Source organism: Ancylobacter radicis, from assembly GCF_018449475.1.
GTDB lineage: Bacteria > Pseudomonadota > Alphaproteobacteria > Rhizobiales > Xanthobacteraceae > Ancylobacter > Ancylobacter radicis.
The window spans coordinates 1-22,242 of record NZ_JAHCQH010000020.1; the positions used below are offsets into that span (position 1 = coordinate 1).

Annotated in this window: 14 protein-coding genes, 1 tRNA gene and 2 pseudogenes; 12 read left to right on the forward strand and 5 right to left on the reverse strand. The window is 66.0% G+C overall.

From position 1 onward, the window contains the following. Window positions 1-107: 107 nt before the first annotated feature. From KIP89_RS20015 to KIP89_RS14765, 5 genes and pseudogenes are all read left to right on the forward strand, one after another. Complete coding sequence (locus KIP89_RS20015) at window positions 108-1,085, forward strand: restriction endonuclease (RefSeq protein ID WP_213756346.1); 978 nt, start codon at window positions 108-110, stop codon at window positions 1,083-1,085. Window positions 1,086-1,240: 155 nt separating this feature from the next. Beyond that, window positions 1,241-1,317: transfer RNA gene (locus tag KIP89_RS14750), tRNA-Arg, on the forward strand. A gap of 554 nt (window positions 1,318-1,871) precedes the next feature. Further along, the gene (locus KIP89_RS14755) at window positions 1,872-3,503 is read left to right on the forward strand and encodes a B12-binding domain-containing radical SAM protein (RefSeq protein WP_213756348.1); all 1,632 of its coding nucleotides are present in this window, start codon (window positions 1,872-1,874) and stop codon (window positions 3,501-3,503) included. A gap of 336 nt (window positions 3,504-3,839) precedes the next feature. Beyond that, window positions 3,840-4,992, forward strand: a pseudogene (locus KIP89_RS14760) (IS3 family transposase); the annotation flags it as partial. Window positions 4,993-5,046: 54 nt separating this feature from the next. Continuing rightward, window positions 5,047-5,130 (forward strand): annotated as a pseudogene (locus tag KIP89_RS14765) (helix-turn-helix transcriptional regulator); the annotation flags it as partial. Window positions 5,131-5,174: 44 nt separating this feature from the next. On the opposite strand, the gene KIP89_RS14770 reads toward KIP89_RS14765, so the two are convergent. Next, entirely contained in the window at window positions 5,175-6,707 is a 1,533-nt protein-coding gene (locus tag KIP89_RS14770; RefSeq protein WP_213756350.1) for an MFS transporter, read from the reverse strand. A gap of 193 nt (window positions 6,708-6,900) precedes the next feature. Then, window positions 6,901-7,356, reverse strand: a complete 456-nt coding sequence (locus KIP89_RS14775; RefSeq protein ID WP_213756353.1) for a hypothetical protein — start codon at window positions 7,354-7,356, stop codon at window positions 6,901-6,903. 467 nt (window positions 7,357-7,823) lie between these two features. Between KIP89_RS14775 and KIP89_RS14780 the strand changes: the two genes are divergently transcribed. The 7 genes from KIP89_RS14780 to paoC all read left to right on the forward strand — a co-directional run bounded on the left by KIP89_RS14780 (window position 7,824) and on the right by paoC (window position 18,216). After that, complete coding sequence (locus KIP89_RS14780) at window positions 7,824-8,717, forward strand: ABC transporter substrate-binding protein (protein WP_213756355.1); 894 nt, start codon at window positions 7,824-7,826, stop codon at window positions 8,715-8,717. 95 nt (window positions 8,718-8,812) lie between these two features. After that, on the forward strand, window positions 8,813-10,426 hold the full coding sequence (locus KIP89_RS14785) for an amino acid ABC transporter permease/ATP-binding protein (RefSeq protein ID WP_213756357.1): 1,614 nt from the start codon (window positions 8,813-8,815) through the stop codon (window positions 10,424-10,426). Between the two features lie 60 nt (window positions 10,427-10,486). Continuing rightward, window positions 10,487-11,725, forward strand: coding sequence for an acetamidase/formamidase family protein (locus KIP89_RS14790; protein ID WP_213756358.1), 1,239 nt, complete (start codon window positions 10,487-10,489; stop codon window positions 11,723-11,725). An 88-nt stretch (window positions 11,726-11,813) separates the two neighbouring features. Continuing rightward, window positions 11,814-14,153 (forward strand): acetamidase/formamidase family protein, encoded by a 2,340-nt coding sequence (locus tag KIP89_RS14795; RefSeq protein WP_213756359.1) that lies wholly within the window; start codon window positions 11,814-11,816, stop codon window positions 14,151-14,153. A gap of 326 nt (window positions 14,154-14,479) precedes the next feature. Next, window positions 14,480-15,055 (forward strand): aldehyde dehydrogenase iron-sulfur subunit PaoA, encoded by a 576-nt coding sequence (paoA, locus tag KIP89_RS14800; protein WP_213756360.1) that lies wholly within the window; start codon window positions 14,480-14,482, stop codon window positions 15,053-15,055. Next, the gene (locus KIP89_RS14805; protein WP_213756606.1) at window positions 15,052-16,002 is read left to right on the forward strand and encodes an FAD binding domain-containing protein; all 951 of its coding nucleotides are present in this window, start codon (window positions 15,052-15,054) and stop codon (window positions 16,000-16,002) included. The genes paoA and KIP89_RS14805 overlap by 4 nt, the downstream gene beginning before the upstream one ends. 3 nt (window positions 16,003-16,005) lie before the next feature. Then, window positions 16,006-18,216: an aldehyde oxidoreductase molybdenum-binding subunit PaoC gene (gene paoC, locus KIP89_RS14810; RefSeq protein WP_213756361.1), complete on the forward strand. Its 2,211-nt coding sequence runs from the start codon at window positions 16,006-16,008 to the stop codon at window positions 18,214-18,216. A gap of 30 nt (window positions 18,217-18,246) precedes the next feature. Here paoC and KIP89_RS14815 read toward each other — a convergent pair whose 3' ends face one another. Genes KIP89_RS14815 through kdpC form a run of 3 tightly spaced genes read right to left on the reverse strand, consistent with a single transcriptional unit; the run spans window position 18,247 to window position 22,238 of the window. After that, the gene (locus tag KIP89_RS14815; RefSeq protein WP_213756362.1) at window positions 18,247-18,930 is read right to left on the reverse strand and encodes a response regulator; all 684 of its coding nucleotides are present in this window, start codon (window positions 18,928-18,930) and stop codon (window positions 18,247-18,249) included. After that, a complete protein-coding gene (locus KIP89_RS14820; protein WP_213756363.1) occupies window positions 18,927-21,629 on the reverse strand; it encodes a DUF4118 domain-containing protein in 2,703 nt (900 codons plus the stop codon). Before KIP89_RS14820 ends, KIP89_RS14815 begins: the two co-directional genes overlap by 4 nt. A gap of 12 nt (window positions 21,630-21,641) precedes the next feature. Then, on the reverse strand, window positions 21,642-22,238 hold the full coding sequence (gene kdpC / locus KIP89_RS14825) for a potassium-transporting ATPase subunit KdpC (RefSeq protein WP_213756364.1): 597 nt from the start codon (window positions 22,236-22,238) through the stop codon (window positions 21,642-21,644). Between the last annotated feature and the right edge of the window lie 4 nt (window positions 22,239-22,242).

A 22,242-nucleotide genomic window follows, 5' to 3' on the forward strand; every position in this document is an offset into this window, starting at 1 on the left:
CTGCTGGAGCCTATCGGTAACATCCCGCCGGCCGAAGCCGAGGAGCGCTACTACGTCATGCTCGGTGAGCAGAAAATGGCGGCGTGACTTAAACCAAATGGCCTCCGGTGAAGTCGGGGCGGTTCAGTGGGCGGCTCTACAACGCCTTCAAGGAGAAGGCCGTGATCGCCATTGGCTGGAGCGATATCGGGCCGCTCACCCATCTCAACACCCGCGAGAAGATTGCGGCCCGTGTGGCGACCACCTGGCCGGAGTGGAAGCCGCAGGCGGTGGCCATGTCAGCCGGCCAACTCTACCGCTTCCGCAGCGAGATGAAGATCGGTGACTATGTCGTGACCTACGACCCGAGCCGCCGGGTCTATCTGCTCGGCGAGATCGCCGGTGACTATCGGTGGGACCCGAGCATTGATGCCGATGACCCGAATGTCCGCTCGGTGACGTGGCAGGGCGAGGTCTCGCGCGATCTTCTCTCCGTGCGCAGCCGCAACAGCCTCGGCGCCATCTCGACGCTGTTTCAGCTCTCGGCCGACGTGATCGACGATCTGCTGCGAGCGCATAAATCGCACCAGCCGGCAAAGGCAGACCTCGCGGCCTCCGTTGAGATCGCCGAGGAGGACGTGTTCAAGAACATCCAGGAGAAGGCGATCGAGTTCACCAAGGACCGCGTCAATGCGCTGGACTGGTTCGACCTGCAGGAACTCGTCGCCGGCCTGCTGCGCGCCATGGGCTACAAGACGCGCGTGTCTCCGGCTGGCGCTGATCGCGGCAAGGACATCATCGCCTCGCCGGATGGCTTCGGCTTTGAATCGCCGCGCATCGTCGTCGAGGTGAAGCATCGACAGGGCGCGATCGGCTCGCCGGCGATCCGTAGCTTTCTCGGCGGCCGTCATCCGCAGGACAAGGGGCTGTATGTGTCGACCGGCGGCTTCTCGAAGGATGCCCTTTATGAAGCCGAGCGCGCGAGCATCCCGCTGTCGTTGATGACCATCGATGATCTCGTGGAAGCGGTGATCCAGAATTACGACCGGCTTGATATCGAGACGCAGCAGTTGTTGCCGCTGAAGCGCATCTATTGGCCCGCGTGAACCGCCGCCGGCACGCACCCGGCACGATTCGAGCGTGCGACCTTTGCCAGAGGAGGGTCGCGGACTCCATTAGCGGTGGAGCCCCCACGCACCCGGTTGCCCGCCCGCCGCGCATCGACTATGAAGACGCGTGATCCGCGGGCCGCGCCCGCCGGGCACCCGTAGCTCAGCTGGATAGAGCGCTGCCCTCCGAAGGCAGAGGTCGCACGTTCGAATCGTGCCGGGTGCGCCACTTAACTCCTTGATGAATAACGGAAATTAGCTCGCCCCACTCATCGCGGGGCGTTTTTGCTATTCGCTGAATAGCCACCGAATAGCCACCGGGACGGATTTCGCGTCCCGCCGCGCTTAGGCATGCGGGGCGCTGCCGGCGAGTGCCGCGAGTTGCCGCGCGATGTCTTGCAGGGTCGCCGGAGCCGGGGAGCAGGGCGAAGCCGCCAGTGACCGCATGATGTCGCGCTGCCGGTCACGGGCAGCCGAGCGCCAGCCGATTTCTTCGGCGTATGTGTTCGAATCCTACCCAGTGTTTTTCACCCGCGCGCCTGTGCGAGCAATGCTACCAGGCGTTTATCTTCCCGCTTGTCGATGGAAAAGAGTGCGGTTGCCAGCTTGGCCGAGAACCAGATGATCGTTCGGCCTGTTGCCGAACGTGGCAGCGCCGCCCCCTGGGGTGAATGCAACCTGCGCATGGGTTCATCATGGCATGGCATTCTGCTAGCATGACATGCTGCCTTCTAAATACTGGCATGTGACAAGGGTGGGTTTTGCTGAAGCAAAGGTAAGCAGATGCATGAACTGGACGTCACCTCGACTGCGCGACCGCAGTCTCGCATATTGATGATTTTTCCGAAATTCAATCCAAATTCATTCTGGAATTTTACTGAAGCCTGCAAGCTGTACGGCGCGCGCTGCGTGGCACCCCCTCTCGGCCTGCTCACGGTTGCCGCACTTCTACCAGGCCATTGGGAGATCCGGCTCATTGACCGCAATGCCCGCGAAGTGGCCGACAGCGACATATTATGGGCGGATATAGTGCTGACCGGCGGGATGCTGCCGCAGCAGTTCGATACGTTGGCGCTGATCGGCCGCTGCCACGAACTGGGACGGCCGGTTTGTCTCGGCGGCCCGGATCCCACCTCCAATCCCGAGGTCTATGCTGCGGCCGATTTCCTAGTGCTCGGCGAGGCCGAAGGCATTATCGACCGCTTTGTCGAGGCGTGGGAGCGCGGTGCAACCTCGGGTCGTTTCGAGGCCGAGAAATTCAAGGCTAATGTGCAGGCGAGCCCGATACCGCGTTTCGACCTGATCGATTTCAGCGACTATCTCTATGTCGGCGTGCAGTTCTCGCGCGGCTGCCCCTTCACTTGCGAGTTCTGCGATATCATCGAACTTTACGGGAGGGTCCCGCGCACCAAGTCTAACGAGCAGATGCTTGCCGAGTTGGACGCGCTTCGCCGGCTTGGCTATGGCGGCCATGTCGACTTCGTCGACGACAACTTCATCGGCAACAAGAAGGCCATTAAAAAATTCCTGCCGGAACTAAAGATTTGGCAGGAGACGCAAGGCTATCCATTCGAGTTCTCGACCGAGGTTTCGCTGAACGTCGCTGACGATCCCCAGCTTCTCCAGATGATGAGCGATACCAACTTTTTCGTCATATTCACCGGCATCGAGAGCCCCGACGAGGGCACTCTGGTGGCGATGCAAAAGAAACAGAATACCCGCCGCAGCATCGCGGAGAGCGTGCAGCGCATATATGCGGCGGGGATCTACGTGACGGGGGGCTTCATCGTCGGCTTCGACACCGAGGGCGGCGGCGTTTCACGGTCGATGGTCGAGTGCATCCGTGCAAGCGAGATACCGGTTGCAATGGTCGGTCTGCTCTATGCCCTTCCGAACACGCAACTCACCCGGCGGCTGCGCCGCGAAGGGCGTCTTTTCGAAGGTTACAACGTCGCCCCCTCCGATGTGGGCGATCAGTGCACGGCAGGGCTCAACTTCCTAACCCTTCGCCCCCGCGATGAAATCCTGTCCGATTACCGGCAGGTCATCGAGGAGATTTACCACCCTCGGCATTTCTTTGGACGGGTGCGCGGCATGGCCAGCAAGGTGAAGCGACGATCCTTCGGCAAAGGGGCGACATGGGCGGGCATCCGGCGCGACCTGAAATTACTTCTGCGCGCAAGCTGGGCGATCAGTGTGGCCCGCCCACGATTTGCGCCCTATTTCTGGGTCAGCCTGATCGACTGCATCCGAAAGAACCCCTCCGCACTCGAGGCAGCGATGGTCAACATGGTGCTCTATCTGCACCTCTATCCGTTCTCCCGCCACGTCATCGCCGAACTGGACTCCCGCATTGCGGCAATCGAAGCCGGGGATTGGAGTCCGCCTACCGTCATGATGGAGGCCGCTGAATAGTGTCGGCGATCGGCGTTGCCCGTGCCGGGTTGGCCTGCTGCCGGTCTCAGAGGCATCTAGATCGGCGCTACAGAAGCCGAGGCATCAAATGCGTAAGGCGATCTGGGCGTGAGCCCAGGATCGTTGGGTACGCCTCGCGCTGACGGCGAAAGTGCTTCAAGTCCTTCGCCCTGCGGCGGGATGCGGCGTTCTCATCGCTGGCGTCATCCTGCTCTCGGCCGCGTGATCTTCGCTGCTGACGTTGCCTCCAAGTTTATCCAGCGGTGAGTTCGTGACATTGCCCTTCATAGCTAATCCAGCTTGAAGTTCGTTCTGGCCGATTGAGTGGACCAGAACATGAGGCGGAGCCGCTTCACGGAAGAGCAGATCATCGGGATCCTGAAGGAGCATGAGGCCGGGGTGCCGGTCTCGGACCTGTGCCGGAAGCACGGGGTCAGCGACGCCAGCATCTACAAGTGGAAGGCCCGTTTCGGTGGAATGGACGTGTCGGAGGCCAAACGGCTGCGGGCACTTGAGGATGAGAACGCCAAGCTGAAGCGCATGCTCGCCGACGCCATGCTGGACAACGTCGCGCTGAAGGATCTGCTGGGAAAGAAGTGGTGACGTCCGCTGCCGAGCGCAGAGCTGTCGTCCACCTCATGGATGTCCATAGGATGAGCGAACGGCGGGCGTGTAAAGCCACCGGCTTCTGCCGCATGACCATGAGATACAAAGCCAAGCGCGGGAATGACGCCTCGCTGCGTGAGCGGATGAAAGCCATCGCCCAGGAACGGCGGCGGTTCGGGTATCCCTCGGCCGACAGGCAATTGCGGGCAATTGCCGTAAGGCGCCGTCTCCACGTCCTGCTCAGGCGAGAGGGCTTCCGGGTCGACCACAAGCGCCTGTTCCGGCACAACCCGTGAGAAACGGCTGATGGTCCGCTGGCGAGGTGGCCGCAAGCGGGCGATCGGGACGCGGGCGCCGATGATGATTCCGATGCGACCGAACGAGCGCTGGTCGCTCGACTTCGTCGCCGACCAGATGACCGATGGTCGGCGCTTCCGGATGCTGGCCATCGTGGACGACTGCACCCGCGAATGCCTGGCGCTGGTGGCGGACACGTCGCTGTCCGGGGTCAGGGTCGCTCGCGAACTCGATCGCCTGCTGGCAGAGCGCGGCCGGCCCAAGATGATCGTCAGCGACAATGGCAGCGCGTTCACCTCTAATGCCATTCTGGGCTGGGCCGACGCGGCTCGGGTCGAATGGCACTACATCGCGCCAGGCAAACCGATGCAGAACGGCTTCATCGAAAGCTTCAACGGTCGCCTGCGCGACGAGCTTCTCAACGAGACGCCTGTTCTCGGCGCTGAGCCAGGCCAGAGCGGCCCTGGGCCGGTGGCGGCACGACTATAATGGATCGCGCCCTCACTCCGCCTTCGCCGCCACCTTCCACCCGCGGCGGGATCTGCCGCGGCGCATCACGAACGGCTCCGCGTCTGCCCCCGCCGCTCATCTGCTGCGTTCCGACATGGCGCTGATTGACGTCGCGATGGCGACGGGCTTCTTCGATCAGGCTCATCTGACGCGGGTCTTCCGGCAGAAGGTCGGCGTGACACCGGCCGCCTGGCAGCGCGACCGGCGGGCTTGAAAGCTCGATCGAAGACGGGATGCCCCGCTTCTAACGTGTGATTTCTAGCGTCGGTCGATCAGGCGGCTCTGCCCGATGTCGGCTTGGCCCGAGGCCGCCTTGGGCCGCGTGCCGAGACGCTCCACCTTCCGCGCGGCAAACCCGGCGGCCAGGCCCGCCAGCAGGGCGATGGCCCCCAGCAGCGGCAGGCTGTGGCGCACCGCGATGAGCATGTCGGCGCCGCTGGAAGACAGCCAATCGCGCGTCGCCCCATCGGGGCCTTCCAGATTCAACGCCAGCATGGTCGCGCTGCCGGCAACGCCGAGGCTGGTCCCCAGCGCGCGCATCAGGTTCAGCAGCGAACCGGCGGGTCCCGCCAAGGCCGGCGGCACCGCCGCGATCGCCACCTGATTGTTGGGGGCGATGAACAGGCCGAGACCGGCGCCGAACAGGGCATAGGCGACGGCGTCGAAAAGACGGTGATCCTCGACCCGTCCGAGAGTGGACAACAGAAGGGCAACGGCGAGCAAGCTCAGCGCCATGCCCGCCGGGCCGATCCAGCGCCCGCCCAATCGCTCCTTCAGCGTGTTGCTGAACGGTGCCGTCAGCCCGATCGCCACCGGAATGATCGCCAGATGCAAGCCGGCCGTGCCGGGCGGCTCGCCGAAACCGTGTCCCTGCGCGAAGGACATGAGAAAGAACATGCCGAACAGCAGTGCATAGCCAAGCGCCACCCCCGCGGCCGCGCTGCAAAAGGCCGGGCTCGCGAACAGCGCCGGATCAATCAGCGGCGCCGGGAAGAGGCGTTCGCGCCGCACCAGCAGTCCCAGCAGCAGGGCCGCCATGGCGAGGCTGCCGAGCGTTGCCGGGGAACCCAGCCCCCAGCTCGCGACATGGTTGAGCACGGCCACGATCAGGATCAGCGCCGGGCCGATCAGCAGCGCCCCGCCCCAGTCGAAGGCGCGATCGGGCTGCGTGCCGGTGCTGCGTGGCAGCGCCAGCCAGCCAAGGAGAACGGCCAGCGCACCAAAGGGCACGGTGAGCCAGAAAATCCATTGCCAGCCGAGCGTCGCGAGCAGCAGCCCGCCCAGCACCGGGCCCGCGCTCATGCCCACTGCCTGAGCCGCCGCGAACCAGCCAAGGGCCCGTCCGCGCTGCGCCGGCGAGACCGTTTTCACCAGGATCGAAATGCTGTTGGCGCCGAGGAGCGACCCGCCCGCCCCCTGCAGAAAGCGGAAAATCACCAGTTGCTCGAAACTGGAGGCAAAGCCGCACAGGGCGCTGGCGGCGATAAAGATGAGATATCCGAGGATATACAGCGTCTTGCGGCCAAACATGTCGCACAGACGGCCGAAGATCGGCAGAAAGGCAACGAAGGCGGCGAGATAGGACAGGGCGATCCAGCTGACATGCTGAAGGGACACATCGAAATGATGCCCGAGACTTGGCAGGGCGAGCTGAACGATCGTGGCGTCGAGCTGCCCGATAAACGCCCCCATTGAGACGAGGCCAACGACAAGCCAAGGGTGCCAGGACTGACGCTCAAGCCAGGCGAGGGCGGCGGGTTCGATGGTCAGCCGTGCGAGGAGGGGCGACATTCAATGTCCGAATGCAGGGGTGACGGCGTATTCATCCCAAGCGGATCGTGCCCGAGCCATACGGCAGGGGCGCGGCGCTCCGAGGGCATCGACGCAACCTCCCAGACGAGTGAGCCTGCCTGCGTTGCTTGGGAGATGACGATGGCCCGGCCTCCCGCGACGGAGAGGCAGGACCATCGCTATATACGAGCAATCAGCGTTTCGTCACGTCATTGCAGGTCACGACGGCGGGCTTGTCATTGGCTTGGCGGGCGCCGGCCTGGAGATAGCAATAGGAAAGCGTGGTGCCGGACAGGTCACCAATGAAATAGCCGTCCGTGTCACTCATCATTACCCGGTCGCCGGTTTTCGAGAGGGTTCCGATGAACGGTTCCGATGTGACCGCGCCGCCCGAGGCCGTGTCGCCGGCAATGATGCTCTCGCCCCAGAAGCGGCGGTCATCCTGGCCGACAATGCGCAGCGTGATGTCCCGCTGCGCCAGCAGCGGCTTTTCCCAGGTGCCCTTGCTGTCCGGCCAGTGCGGCCCGCCGACGCCGGCAATGATCGTATTGGTCTTGCCGACCCAATCACCCTTCATGTCAGGGGTTTGAGCGGCGGCGACGGAAATCGTCAGTGCATTGCAGAGCAAAATCCAACCCAGCGCCTTCATCGTGCCCTCCCATTTTATTCGGTTTTTGATCGAATTCGGTTGTATCTCACCACCACATTTACGGGAATGACAAACGACATGGCGCGCCGTCGCGAAGGGCGTTCACGCCCTGCGGGGCCCGTCGGCGAGCGGGACACCCAGGCGCCGACCGTGAGGGAAAGAACCAGGCCGAGCGCCACGCCGCGCCCGCCGCTCGGAAAGCCGAAAAACGCATGCGGATCTCTCTGCCGCCTGACGACGGCGCGCTAATGAGTCGATCAGATAGGTTGGCGTGCTCATAGAACGGGCACTGTTTGCCTGAATGTTGGAAGGCGCCCATCCAACAATGGGTGCGCCCAGAGACAAGTCTGCGGGCGCCGCCTGCGCGAGACTTCACTCCTCGGTCCACGTCACCGTGCCCACCGGCACGTGGCAGCAGAGGAGAAGATTCAGTGGCACTCAATCTCAGACATTCCGGCAGGGCTCGCATGTCCGCCGCTGCGCATCTGCGGTCCGCGCTCTTTGGCGTCATGGGTATGGCCGTTGCCGCCGCCGGCATGACGGTGGCGCTGCCGCAGACTGTACAGGCCGCGACGCCCGCCGCCTGCGCCGCGCTTCAGGCCAAATATCCCTCGCTCAAGGGTAAGACGCTGGTCAACGCCATCAACCCGCACACGCCGGGCTATGAGACCATCGATCCGAGCAACCCGACCAACTATATCGGCTTCGACATCGACCTCGGCGAGGCGATCGGCGACTGCCTCGGCTTCAAGATCACCTACAAGGCCGTGACCTTCGCGGCGCTGCTGACCACGCTTCAGGCGGGTCAGGCGGACATCGTCATTTCCGACATCTACGCCACCAAGGATCGCGCCAAGGCGGCCGACTTCATCACCTATCTCAAGGTGTTCGACGGCGTGCTGGTGGCCAAGGGCAACCCGAAGGGCATTACCGGCATCAACATGTCGCTCTGCGGCACGGTCGCGGCCGAGAACACCGGCTATGTCGAGGTGCCGCTCATCCAGGCGCTCGAGGCCGAGTGCAAGAAGGCCGGCAAGCCGGCGCCGGAAATCCTGCTGTTCGACAACAACGCCAACTGCATCCAGGCGATCCTGGCCGGGCGGGCCGACACCTACATCAACGACGTGAACACGGTCGACGGCGCGGTGAAGGCCTATCCCGACAAGCTGGCGAAGGCGACCGCGGTGACGCTGCCCTATTCGGTGGGCATCGCCGTGCCGCGCAACAATGTCGAGTTCCGCGACGCGGTGATGGCGGCGCTGACCGAAATCCAGAAGACGGGCCTCCAGGCCGAGCTGATGAAGAAGTGGAACCTGCCGGCCGAGCAGCTCGAGACCCCCAAGCTGGTGCTGGCCGACTGACCCATCAGGCGCGGACGATGTCCGCGCGCTGACGACAACCGGCGGCCGCGCACCCCCTCGCGGCCGCCGCTTTCCTCCCGCTGCGAAGAAGGCCGATGGATCTTTTCCTGCATTATCTGCGCATGCCCTATCTGCTCGACGGGGTCGGCTACACGCTGCTGATCACGGTGCTGGGGCTGCTTGGCGGGCTTGTCATGGGCGTCGTGCTGGCGGCGATGCAGCTCAGCCGGTTTCGCACGCTGGCGATCATGGCGCGGGCCTATTCGATCATCTTTCGCGGCACGCCGCTGATCCTGCAGATGGTGTTCTGTTACAATGCCCTGCCGATGATCGGCATCAAGCTGTCGGCGATCACCGCCGCCGGGCTGGCCCTCGCCCTCAACGAGGCGCCCTTCATCGCCGAAATCCTGCGCTCCAATGTCATCGGCGTCGACCGTGGGCAGGTGAGCGCGGGGCAGGCGCTCGGCATGACGCCGGCCGCCATCATGCGCCGCGTGATCGCCCCGCAGGCCATCCGCTCCATGGTGCCGGCGCTCGGCAACGAGTCGGTGAGCGCGCTGAAGAACTCTTCGCTCGCCTCGGTCGTCGCGGTGCAGGAACTGACCCTGCGCTCGACGCAGCTCGCCTCCGCGACCTTCGACTTCTTCTCCATCTTCTTCGCCTCCGGCCTGATGTATCTGGTGCTCACCGGGGCGATTGCGGTGATCCAGATCGTCGTCGAGATGCTGCTCGACCTCGACCGTCCGCCGCCGAAGGAGCAGCTGGCCCGCTTCCTGCGCGCGCTGCTGCCCGGTCGCGGCACGCCGGCTCCCCTCGCTCCCGTGACGCCGCCGGATGTCGCGGCGGAGATCCTTGACGAGATCGCCACCGATCCGCTGCCGCCGCCATCGCCCCGGAGCGGCCCTATCGACCGCGCGGCGCGTGCCCGCCGGCTCGCCGGCAACAATGCCGCCGTCGAGGTGAAGCAGCTGCGCAAGAGCTATGGCAGCCAGAATGTGCTGGACGGTATCGACCTGACGGTGCGGGCCGGCGAAATCGTCGCGCTGCTGGGCCCCAGCGGCTCGGGCAAGTCGACACTGCTGCGCTGTATCAACCGGCTGGAGGGTTGGCAGGACGGCACGATCCGCGTCGGAGGCCGCTTTCTCGGCAGCGACGAGGACGGGCGTCCGCTCTCACCCCGCGTCACCGCGCAGATGCGCGCCAGTGTTGGCGTCGGCATGGTGTTCCAGCAATTTAACCTCTTCGGTCACCTCACTGCACGCGAGAATATCGCCGGGCCGTTGCGCTGGGTGCAAGGCCTGTCGCGGCTTGATGCCGACCGCCGCGCGCAGGAATTGCTCGACCGCGTCGGCCTTGCCCACCGCGCCGACGCGCTGCCGCGCCATCTCTCCGGTGGCCAGCAGCAGCGCGTTGCCATCGCCCGCGCGGTCGCGCCAGGTCCTGCCGTGCTGCTGCTCGACGAGCCGACCTCGGCGCTCGATCCCGAGCTCGTCGGCGAGGTGCTGGAGGTCATCCGCCGCCTCGCCGTGGAGGAGGGGCTCGCCATGATCATCTCCACCCATCAGCTGCGTTTTGCCGGCGAGGTCGCCGACCGCATCGTTTTCCTGGCCGAGGGGACGGTGATCGAGCAGGGGCCGGCCGAGCAAATTCTGCGCGCCCCGAGCCATCCGCTCACCGCCCGTTTCCTGAGCACCATGAACGCCGAATAGCGGAACGTCGCGCGCCGCTTCCGGCCGTGCGCGGCACCCGTTTCAGATCAGAGGCCCGACATGACCAAGCATCATCTGCCCGCCACGCCCGCGACCGTTCACTGGGGTTATTTCAGCCGGACGCTGGCGCCGGTCCTGACCATCAAGTCGGGCGACAGTGTCACGGTGGAGAGCATCACCCACCACGCCAATGACGACTATGAGCGCATGATCGCGGGCGATGCGGCGGCGGAAGAGATCTTCCTCTGGACCAAGGACCAGAAGACCCTGCGCCGGCGCGGCGCGGGCGCCACCGACGGCCCCTTCACCTATGGCTCCGGCGAAGGGCTCGGCGTGCATCTGCTCACCGGCCCCATCGCCATCGAGGGGGCGGAGCCGGGCGACGTGCTGGAGGTGCGCGTCATCGACGCCTATCCGCGCCCGAGCGCCAACCCGGCCTATAAGGGGCGCTTTTTCGGCTCCAACCCCTCCGCCAATTGGGGCTTCCAGTACAAGGATCTGATCGAGGAGCCGAAGCCCCGCGAGGTCGTGACGATCTATGAGCTCGACATGGGCGAGGCGTCGGTATCCGCGCTCTATTCCTACCTCTGGACGCCGCAGACCGACCCCGATGGCATTGTGCATCCGACCATCGACTATCCCGGCGTGCGGGTCGACCACAGCACCGTCGTGAAGAAGGAAGGCATCCTGCCGGGCATCAAGGTGCCGGCGCGGCTGCATTTCGGCACGATGGGCCTTGCCCCCGCCGAGGCGGATTTCGTCTCCACCATCCCGCCCAACTATACCGGCGGCAATATGGATGACTGGCGCATCGCCAAGGGCGCGCGGATGTATTACCCGGTCGCGGTGGCCGGCGGCCTGTTCTCCTGCGGCGACGCCCATGCCTCGCAGGGTGACAGCGAATTGTCGGGCACGGCGATCGAGATTTCGCTCACCGGGGAATTCGAGTTCATCCTGCACAAGAAGGCGGAGCTGGACGGCGGAATCCTTGAAGGGCTGACCCATCCCTTGCTCGAAAACGACGAGGTCTGGTCGGTCTATGGGTTCAGTGTGGCGAACTATCTGTCCGAGCTTGGTCCCGACCACCAGAGCGAAATCCTCAAGCGGTCCAGCCTCGACGGGGCGATGCGGGACGCTTTCCGCAAGCTGCGCCGCTTCCTCATGACCACGCAGAAGCTCTCCGAGGACGAGGCGATATCGCTGATGTCGGTGGCGGCGGATTTCGCGGTGACACAGGTGGTGGACGCCAATTGGGGCGTCACCGGCACGATCCGTAAGGCCCTCTTTGCCGGTCGCTGAGACGGCCGGGCCAAGCCCCGGCCCAAGCGCCTCCGTCAGGGTGAGGCATGATCCTTGCTAGGGTGGTTCCGATGTCAAGGTCGGAACCATGAGCGCCCAGCCGTTCACGAGCGAGTCCTATTCCGGCGACGTGCGCGAGCGCGCGTGGCAGGAGGTGCTGCGCGGTTTTGGCCTTGAATGCCTGGGCTCGCGCAGCGGCGCGCCGGTGCAGGCGACCGCGCTCTGGCGCCTCTCCTCGCCCGGCGTGCGCCTCGGCAGGGTTTCGGCCGATGCCCCGATCCTGCGCTCCCTGCCGTCACGCGGCGGGCTGCCGCTGCTTGTGCTGCCCATCGAGAGCAGCGCCGTTCTCACGGTGGCGGACGAACAGCAGATCGTGCGGGCCGGGCAGGTCATCCTGGCGCCGCGCGAGGCCGAATGGCAGCTGCATTTCCAGCGTGGGCTACGCGCTATCGTGCTCTCGGTGGTGCCGGAGGCGTTCCGCGGGCGCAAGGCGCCGTCGCTTTCCTCCTGTCCGCCGCGTGTCTTCGATGCGGAAGGGCTGGCCGATATCCTCGCCGGCACCGCCCGTGCCGCCGTGGGGGCGCTCGACCGGCTCTCCGATCCCGAATGGGAGGCGGTGGCGCAGAGCGTCGCCGAGCTTCTGCTCCAGCTCTCGGCCGATCTGGTCACAACCACCGCCGACCCCTCTTCAAGCCGCGCCGCCCTGCTCCAGCGGCTTTACGCGATCATCGAGCGCAGCATCGGCAAGGAGGACATATCCGTCGCCGAGCTAGCGCAGGCCGAAGGCATTTCCGAACGCTACGTGCAGAAGCTGTTCGAGGGCACGGGGGAGAGCTTCAGCCATTATGTGCGGGAGCGCCGCCTCCAGCGCGCCTGGCACGACCTCACCAACACGGCCGAGGCGGCCGTGCCGATTTCGGAGATCGCCTATCGCTACGGCTTCTCCGACTCCGCTCATTTCAGCCGGCTGTTTCGCGAGCGTTTTGGCCTGCCGCCGCGCGAACTGCGTCGGCGCGAGGCCATGCGCAGCAGTCAGGCCACCCTGCCGAATGGCCAGCGGGGCTGGCCGCAGGAAGCCCTTGTCCAGTTGCGCACGCGCCAGATCAAGGCTGATCCCGAGACGCGGCGGATCGTGCCGTCAGGCGAGGCTCAGCGGTCGGCCGGCGCGGCGGAAGCGCCCATGCGCCATTACCTGCCGGTGAGCGCCCAGCATGTTCACTGGGGCTATTTCAGCCGTTCCCTGAAACCACTCATCGAGATCGCCTCCGGCGACATCGTCACCATCGAGACGCTAACGCAGCATGCCTCGGACGATCCCGAGCGCATGATCGAGGGCGATCCCGGCGCCGAGAGCGTCTTTCACTGGACACCGACGGCCAAGGCGGTCGACCGGCGTGGCGCCGGCCCGCTCGACGCCTCGATTTTCGGCCGGGGGGCGGGCGAGGGCTTCGGCGTGCATATCTGTACCGGCCCGATCGCCGTGCGCGACGCCCAGCCGGGCGATGTGCTGGAAGTGCACATTCTCGACATCGAGCCGCGCCCCTCCTGCCATCCCGATCATGCCGGCCGCGTCTTCGGCAGCAGCGTCGCAGCGTGGTGGGGCTTCCATTATTCGGAATTCCTCAGCGAGCCGCATCCGCGCGAGACGGTGACGATCTACGAGATCGTCACCGATGCCGACGAGCCCCATGCGCGGGCCCTGCATTCCTATCGCTGGGAGCCGCAGACCGATCCGTTCGGCATACGGCACGAGCTGTATGACTATCCCGGCGTGCTGGTGAAGCCGGAGACGATCGCCCCGACGCGCAACGTCCTGGACGGCGTGCGCATCCCGCTGCGGCCGCATTTCGGCGTAATCGCGGTGGCCCCGCGCGAGGCGGAACTGGTGGATTCCGTGCCGCCCGCCTATTTCGGCGGAAATCTCGACAATTGGCGGCTCGGCAAGGGGGCGACGGTCTATCTTCCGGTGTCCGTCCCCGGCGCGCTGCTCTCGGTGGGCGATCCGCACGCGACGCAGGGCGACGGGGAATTGTCGGGCACCGCCATCGAGTGCTCCATGACCGGGACCTTCCGGGTCGTGCTGCACAAGAAGGCGGATAATGCCGGCACGGTGCTGGCGGACCTGACCTATCCGCTGATCGAGACGCCGGAAAGCTGGGTGCTGACGGGCTTCAGCCACCCCAACTATCTCGCGGAGTTCGGCGCCAATGGCCAGAGCGAGGTCTACGCCAAATCCTCGCTCGATCTCGCCATGCGCGACGCCTTCCGCAAGGTGCGGCGCTTCCTGATGACGACCAAGGGCCTGAGCGAGGACGAGGCCATCGCCCTCATGTCGGCAGCGGTCGATTTCGGCATCACGCAGGTGGTGGACGGCAATTGGGGCGTCCACGCCATCCTCAACAAGCGTCTGTTTCCAGACCGAAGCTGACGGCCGGGATCGTCGCCGAACTCGGCGACGCGGTGTCTTCCTTTGGAAACACCGCAGGCCGTGCGTCGCGCCTGCTGTAGTGTCGTTGTCGGGTTCAGATGTGGCCGCCAGGCGATCGCGATGACCAGCCGCCTTCCCCCGGAACCGAGCAACGCTCCGCCGACATCAGCCCGAAGTCGAGGGGGGACTGTGGCCAAATCGAAGGCCACGACGCTGGAACCGATTTAAGCGCCAGACATTCACTCCGGGTGTGTCCGCCGGGATCGTCCTTGCATGGCCCCGCGGACGTTGAATTCGGCTGCGGCCGTGATTGACCGGATTTGGCTATGAATCGACATATCGAGACTGAACCGTCGCCTCCTGCCTCAGGTGCCGCGATAGCGGAACCGGTGCGGATGAAGGTGCGGCTCGTCGTCAACGGCACGCCACACGAACTGAATCTGGATACACGCACATCGCTGCTTGACGCACTGCGCGAGCATCTTCACCTCACCGGCACGAAGAAGGGGTGTGATCACGGCCAGTGCGGCGCCTGCACCGTGCTGGTGGATGGCGTGCGGATCAATTCTTGCCTGACGCTGGCGGTCATGCATGAGGGAGACCGCGTCACCACCATCGAAGGGCTTGGCACACCGGAACGGCTGCATCCGATGCAGGCCGCCTTTGTGCGACATGACGGCTATCAGTGCGGCTATTGCACGCCGGGCCAGATCTGCTCCGCGATTGCGGTACTCGATGAAATAAACGAAGGCATTCCCAGCCATGTGACGGAGCGCCTCGACGGGGCGCCCGAATTGTCCGCCGATGAACTGCGAGAGCGCATGACAGGCAATGTATGCCGCTGCGGCGCTTACTCCAACATCGTCGACGCCATCAGCGAAATCGCTGGGAGCCGGGCATGAGATCCTTCAGCTATGAGCGCGCCGCCTCTCCGGCACAGGCCGCGGAAGCCGCGATCCATAACCCCGGTGCGAAGTTCATCGCCGGTGGGACCAATCTGCTTGACCTGATGAAGCTTCAGATCGAGGCGCCACCGCATCTCATCGACGTCAACGGCCTCGGCCTAGATGAGATTACACCGACCGAAGACGGCGGGCTGCGCGTCGGTGCGCTGGTGAGCAATACGCGCCTCGCGGCAGATATGCGCATCCGGTGCGACTATGCGCTGCTGGCACGCGCTCTGCTGTCGGGTGCTTCCGGGCAGTTGCGCAACAAGGCGACCACGGCGGGAAACCTGCTCCAGCGCACGCGCTGTCCTTATTTCTATGACACCGCCCAGCCGTGCAACAAGCGCCAGCCCGGCAGTGGATGCTCGGCGATCGGCGGGGTATCGCGCCAGCTCGGCGTGATCGGGACGAGCGAGGCATGCATCGCCACGCATCCGAGCGACATGGCCGTCGCCTTGCGGGTGCTCGATGCCGAGGTCGAGACCGTTCGGGCCGATGGCACCTGCCGGCGTATTGCGATGGCCGATTTCCATCTTCTGCCGGGCGACACGCCGCATATCGAGACGATGCTGGAGCCCGGCGAGCTGATCACCGCGGTGGTGTTGCCGCACCCCGTCGGTGGACGGCATATCTATCGCAAGGTGCGCGACCGTGCCTCCTATGCCTTCGCGCTTGTTTCCATCGGCGCCATCGTCCAGCCGGACGGCAGCGGTCGGGTCGCGGTCGGCGGTGTCGCGCACAAGCCATGGCGGGTGGAGGCAGCCGAGTCGGAGCTTCCGCGCGGCGCGCAGTCGGTCTGCGAGCGCCTGCTGGCGGGCGCACGTCCCACACGTGACAATGCGTTCAAGATCACGCTCGTGGAGCGCACCCTCCGGGCTGTTCTCAACGAGGCGAGGGGCTGAGCCATGAAGTTCGACACGCCCGCGACCACCAATCCGATCGATCGCCTGAAAGTTGTCGGTCAGCCCCTCGACCGGATCGATGGGCCGCTCAAGACCACCGGGACGGCGCCCTACGCCTATGAGCGGCACGACGTCGTCGCCGATCCGGCCTATGGTCATGTGGTTGGCGCCGCCATTGCGAAGGGGCGCATCCAGCGCATGGATCTTGCCGCCGCCCGCCATGCGCCGGGCGTGTTGGCCATCGTCACCGCCGCGAATGCCGGTACCCTCGACAAGGGCAGCTTCAACACCGCAAGGCTCCTCGGAGGCCCCGACATCGAGCATTACCATCAAGCGGTGGCGCTGGTGGTGGCGGAGAGTTTCGAGCAGGCGCGCGCTGCGGCCGAACTCGTGCGTATCGATTATGCGCCGGAACCCGGCAGCTTCAACCTTCGGGCGGCCGCAGGCTCCGCGACCCTTCCTCACGAGAACGACATCACCGGGCCGGCCGAGACCCATGTCGGCGATTTCACGGAGGCTTTTGCGCGGGCTCCCGTGACGCTTGATGAGACATACACCACGCCCGACCATTCCCACGCGATGATGGAGCCGCATGCCACGCTCGCCCAATGGGATGGCGACCGCCTGACCGTGTGGACATCCAACCAGATGATCGCCTGGGCGAATGCCGACCTCGCCAAGACCCTTGGCCTTCCGAAGGAAAAGGTGCGCGTGGTGTCGCCTTTCATCGGCGGGGGTTTCGGCGGCAAGCTGTTCCTGCGGGCCGACGTTCTGCTGGCCGCGCTCGGTGCGCGGGCGGCGGGCCGGCCCGTGAAGGTGGCGTTGCAGCGCCCGCTGATCGCCAACAATACCACCCATCGCCCCGCGACCATCCAGCGTATCCGCCTCGGCGCCGAGCGCGACGGGACGATCACGGCGATCGCGCATGAAAGCCTGTCGGGCGACCTCAAGGGGGGCGGTCCCGAAACGGCGGTGAACCAGACCCGCCTGCTCTATGCCGGTCGCAACCGGATGACGGCCATGCGATTGGCCGTGCTCGATCTTCCCGAAGGAAACGCGATGCGCGCGCCGGGTGAGGCGCCTGGGATGATGGCGCTGGAAATCGCCATGGACGAGATGGCCGAGAAGCTCGGTCTCGACCCGGTCGAATTCCGCATCAGGAACGATACGCAGGTCGACCCGGAAAATCCGCAACGCCCGTTCTCGTCGCGCCCTTTCATCGAATGCCTGCGTCTCGGCGCGGAGCGTTTCGGCTGGAGCGCGCGGTCACCGCGGCCGGGGCAGCGCCGGGAGGGTCAATGGCTCATCGGCATGGCTATGGCGGCGGCTTTCCGGAACAATCTGTTGATGAAGTCCGGCGCGCGCGTGCGGCTGGACAAGGCAGGGCGCGTCACCGTCGAGACCGACATGACCGATATCGGCACGGGCAGCTACACCATCATCGCCCAGACGGCGGCGGAGACGATGGGCGTGCCGATGGAGCAAGTTGTCGTGCGTCTCGGCGACTCGGAATTTCCGGTCTCCGCCGGCTCGGGCGGGCAGTTCGGGGCGAACAACGCGACGTCCGGTGTTTACGCCGCCTGTGTGAAGTTGCGGGAAGAAGTCGCCCGGCGGCTCGGTTTCAATTCCCGGGAGGCCGAGTTCAGCGATGGTGAGGTCCGGGTTGGTAACCGAACGATAGCCCTGGGCGCCGCCGCTGCCGAGGGCGAGATTGTCGCCGAGGACTTCATTGAATATGGCGATCTCGACAAGACGCATCAGCAATCGACCTTCGGGGCGCATTTTGTCGAGGTGGCGGTGGACAGGGCAACCGGGGAGGCCCGCATCCGCCGGATGCTTGCCGTCTGCGCTGCCGGCCGCATCCTCAATCCGAAATCAGCGCGCAGCCAGGTGATCGGGGCGATGACCATGGGGGCCGGCGCGGCGCTGATGGAAGAACTGGCGGTCGACACGCGACGAGGCTTCTTCGTCAACCACGATCTGGCCGGCTACGAGGTGCCGGTGCATGCCGATGTGCCGCATCAGGAGGTGATATTCCTCGACGAGACAGACCCGTTCTCATCGCCCATGAAAGCGAAGGGCGTGGGGGAGCTCGGTATTTGCGGGGTTGGCGCGGCAGTTGCCAATGCCATCTATAGCGCGACCGGTGTGCGCATCCGCGATTATCCCATCACTCTCGACAAGTATCTTGATCGCCTACCGGATGTCGCGTGAACCGCTCAAAGGGGTGACCCGCGATCGGGTTCATCCGCCCATGCGGTAGCCGACGCCCGGCTCGGTGACGATGAGGGCGGGGCTCGCCGGATCATCCTCGATCTTGGCGCGCAACTGGCCAACATAGACGCGCAGATATTGTGTGTCGTGCTCATGGGCCGGGCCCCACACCTCACGCAGGATCTGGCGATGGGTGAGCACCTTGCCGCCATGGCGGACGAGAAAGGCGAGGAGATCGAATTCCTTCGGCGTGAGCTTCACCTCCTCGCCGGCGCGGGTGACGCGGTGGCGGGGAATATCGACCTCGACGGTGCCGAGGCGCAGCACGGGCGTCTCGCCTTTCTCCTGCATGCGGTGGCGCAATGCCGCCCGCAGACGCGCCATCAGTTCGCCCATGCCGAAGGGCTTGTTGATGAAATCGTCGGCGCCCAGATCCAGCGCCTCGATCTTCTCGACCTCGCGGTCGCGGGCGGAGAGAATGAGGATGGGCACGGCCGACCATTCGCGCAGGCGACGAATGACTTCCTTACCGTCCATGTCGGGTAGGCCGAGATCGAGGATAACCGCGTCCGGCCGGCGGTTGGCGACCAGTGCCAGCGCCTCGCTCCCCGTGTCCGCCCGCAGCGGTTCATAGCCGTTCGCGGTGAGGGCCGGGGTCATGAAACGGTGGATCGCCGGCTCGTCGTCCACCACCAGCACGGTACCCGCCTTCATGCCTTTTCCTCCGTTGGCGCCTCGGGGCCCAGCGGCAGGCGTAGCGCGATGCGCGTGCCGCTGCGCTGGCCGGGGGCGGGGCTGCGCGCGGAGACCGAGCCGCCATGGGCCTCGACAATGCCGCGGGTGATGGCAAGGCCGAGGCCCGAACCATCGCCGCCATCGCCGGCGGCACGAGGCGCGCGCACGAATTTCTCGAAGACGTGCGGCAGGGTGTCGGCCGGAATGCCCGGCCCGTCATCGGTGACGGCGATGACCATCTGCCCGTCGATCACCGTGGCGGAAAGGCCGATCCGTGCCTCCCGCCCGGCATAGCGCACGGCGTTGGCGACAACATTGCCGAGCGCCTGATCCATCAGGCTTGGATCGGCCTGCACCAATGGCAGATCGGGCGCGGCGGTGACGACGAGGCGCTGCGTGGCGCCCCGCTTCTTCACCGCCGCGACGGCGCGGTTCATCAGTTCCACCACATCCACCCAGTCGCGCCGCAGGTCGAGCGCGCCGGCTTCAAGGCGCGTCATGGAGAGCAGATTGCGCACCATGAGGTCGAGGTTCTCGGCCTCGTCCCGCATCTGGATCAGCAGATCCTGCCGCGCCTCCGCCGGGATGTTCGGGCCGTAGTCGATGAGGCTGGTCGCGGCTCCGAGAATGGAGGCCAGCGGGGTGCGGAAATCATGGCTGATCGAGGCCAGCAGGATGTTGCGCACCCGCTCGGTCTCGGCGGCGGTGCGCACGCGCGTCACCTCGGCGGACAGCATGGTGCGCAACAGCGCGGCGGCGGTCTGCTCGACCAGCGTGCCGAGCAGGCCCTCGATCTCGGTGTCGAGCGGCGTGCCGGCGCCGTCATGCTCGATGCCGATCACGCCGATGCGTCGGCCGCCGTCGGTGCCGCCGAGTGGGCGGAACAGCCAGGGCGCGGTGGGCAGCGTGCCGGTGCCGGCGCCGGCGGCCTCTCCCCGCTCGAAAGCCCAGTTGGCGGCGGTCATCGAGGCGGTGTCGAGCCGGTCCTCCGGCGGCCAGGCGGCGGCAATGGCAAGGCTGCCCTCACGCGCCAGCAGGATGACGCTCGCCCGCCCGAGCGTGGCGTGCAGTTCGACCACCGCCGCCTCGGCGACGCGCGCCTCGTCCGGCAGGGCGGAGAGTTTGCGCGTGAAATCATAGAGCCGGCGCGTCGACCGCATGCGACGGGCGGCGAGGCGGGCCTGTTCGCGGGCGCGCCCGGCAATGGCGGAGATGATGACGGCGACAATGAGAAACACCATCAGCGCCAGCAATTCGTGCGGGCGCGCGACGGTGAAGGTCTCGACGGGATCGATGAAGAAGAAATTATAGGCGAGGAAGGACAGGCCGGAGGCGAAGATCGCCGGCCAGACACCATGCAGCAACGCCGGCAGCAGCACGGCGAGCAGATAGAGCATCGACACGTTGGGCAGGGCGACGACGCGCGTCAGCAGCAGGCCGATCAGCGTGGCGCCGGCAACGCCGAGACCTGCCGCCAGAAAGCCGCTGATCGGTCCCGCTGGCGGCAGGCGGGAGCGCCAACCCATGCCGGGGCCGGCCTCGCGCGCCTCGGCTGTGACGACATGGACGGCGATGCCGTCGGAGGCCCGCACCAGTGCATCCGCCAGCGACCGTCGTAGCGAACCGAACGGCCCCCGCCGCCGGGCCTTGCCGATGATGATCTGGGTGACGTTCTCGAAGCGCGCGAAGCGGAGCAGTTCGCCCGGCAGGTCGCTTGCCACCAGCGCGCGGGTCTCCGCGCCCAGCGTTTCGGCAAGCCGCATCCCGGCATCGAGCCGGGCGCGGTCGCGGCTCGCCATGACATGGCCGGGCCGCTCCACGGTAACGGCGAACCAGCTGGCGTCCATCAGGTCGGCGAGGCGCTTGGCCTCGCGCACCACGCGCTCGGCGGTGCCGTCCGGGCCGACGCAGACCAGCAGCCGCTCGCCGGCCGCCCACGGTCCCTCGATGGCGGAGCCCTGCATGCGCTCGACGAGGTCGCTGTCGACCCGCGCGGCGACCCGGCGCAGGGCGAGTTCACGCAGGGCGGTGAGGTTGCTCGGCTTGAAGAAGCTCTGCACCGCCCGCGTGGCGGTGTCCTCGACATAGACCTTGCCGTCGGCAAGGCGCTTGATGAGTTCATCCGAGGGCAGGTCGACGAGGATGATCTCGTCCGCCTTCTGCAGCGCCGTGTCCGGCACCGTCTCACGCACCCGCACGCCGGTGATGCGCTGCACGACGTCGTTCAGGCTTTCGACATGCTGGATGTTGAGCGTTGTCCACACATCGATGCCGGCGGCGAGGATTTCCTGCACGTCCTGCCAACGCTTGGGGTGGCGCGATCCCTCGACATTGGAATGGGCGTATTCGTCCACCAGCAGGAGCGAGGGGCGTCGGGCGAGCGCGGCTTCCAGATCGAATTCCGGCACCAGGCGGCCTCGATAGGCAATGGCCTTGCGCGGCAGCATCTCCAAGCCCTCGACCAGGGCCTGCGTCTCGGCGCGTCCGTGGGTTTCGATGATGCCCGCCACAACGTCACGGCCGCCCGTGCGGGCGGCACGGGCGGCGTTCAGCATTGCATAGGTCTTGCCGACGCCCGGCGCCGCCCCGAGGAAGATGCGCAACTGGCCGCGCGCCTCACGCTCGGCGGCGGCCAGCAGGGCCTCGGGATCGGCGCGGGGCGGTTCCTCCACACTCATGCGCGGTCAGCCTCAGGAGGGCGGGGACGCCGGCTTTGCGGCACCCGGTGTGGCAGCATCCAGAGCGAGGTTGAGGGCGAGCGCATTGACACGGGGATCACCGAACACCCCGAGCTGGGGCTTTTCTATGTGCGCCGTCACCAGATCGCGGACAAGTGCCGTGTCCAGGTTGCGGGCCCGGGCGACACGCGGCACCTGCGCCAGCGCATAGGCCGGTGAGATGTGCGGATCAAGGCCGCTGCCGGAGGTCGTCACGGCATCGGCGGGGAGGGGAGCGGCGATGCCGCTGGCCCGGAGCGCCTCGGCGTCGGTCTTCAGCCGCTCCGCGAGCTTCGCGCTGGTCGGCCCGAGATTGGTGCCGGAGGAGGCGCTCGCGTCATAGCCATTGCCGGCGGCCGAGGGGCGCGGGTGAAAATAGCCCTCGCCCGTGAAGGACTGGCCGATCAGGGCCGAACCGATGACCGTGCCGTCCCGCTCGACCAGCGAGCCGCGCGCCTGATGGGGGAACAGCGCCTGCGCCGCTTCCGTCATGGCGAGGGGGTAGGCGAGGCCGGTGATGAGGGTGAAGGCGATGACAAGAGTTACCGCCGGGCGGAGATGGGTGAGCATGGGA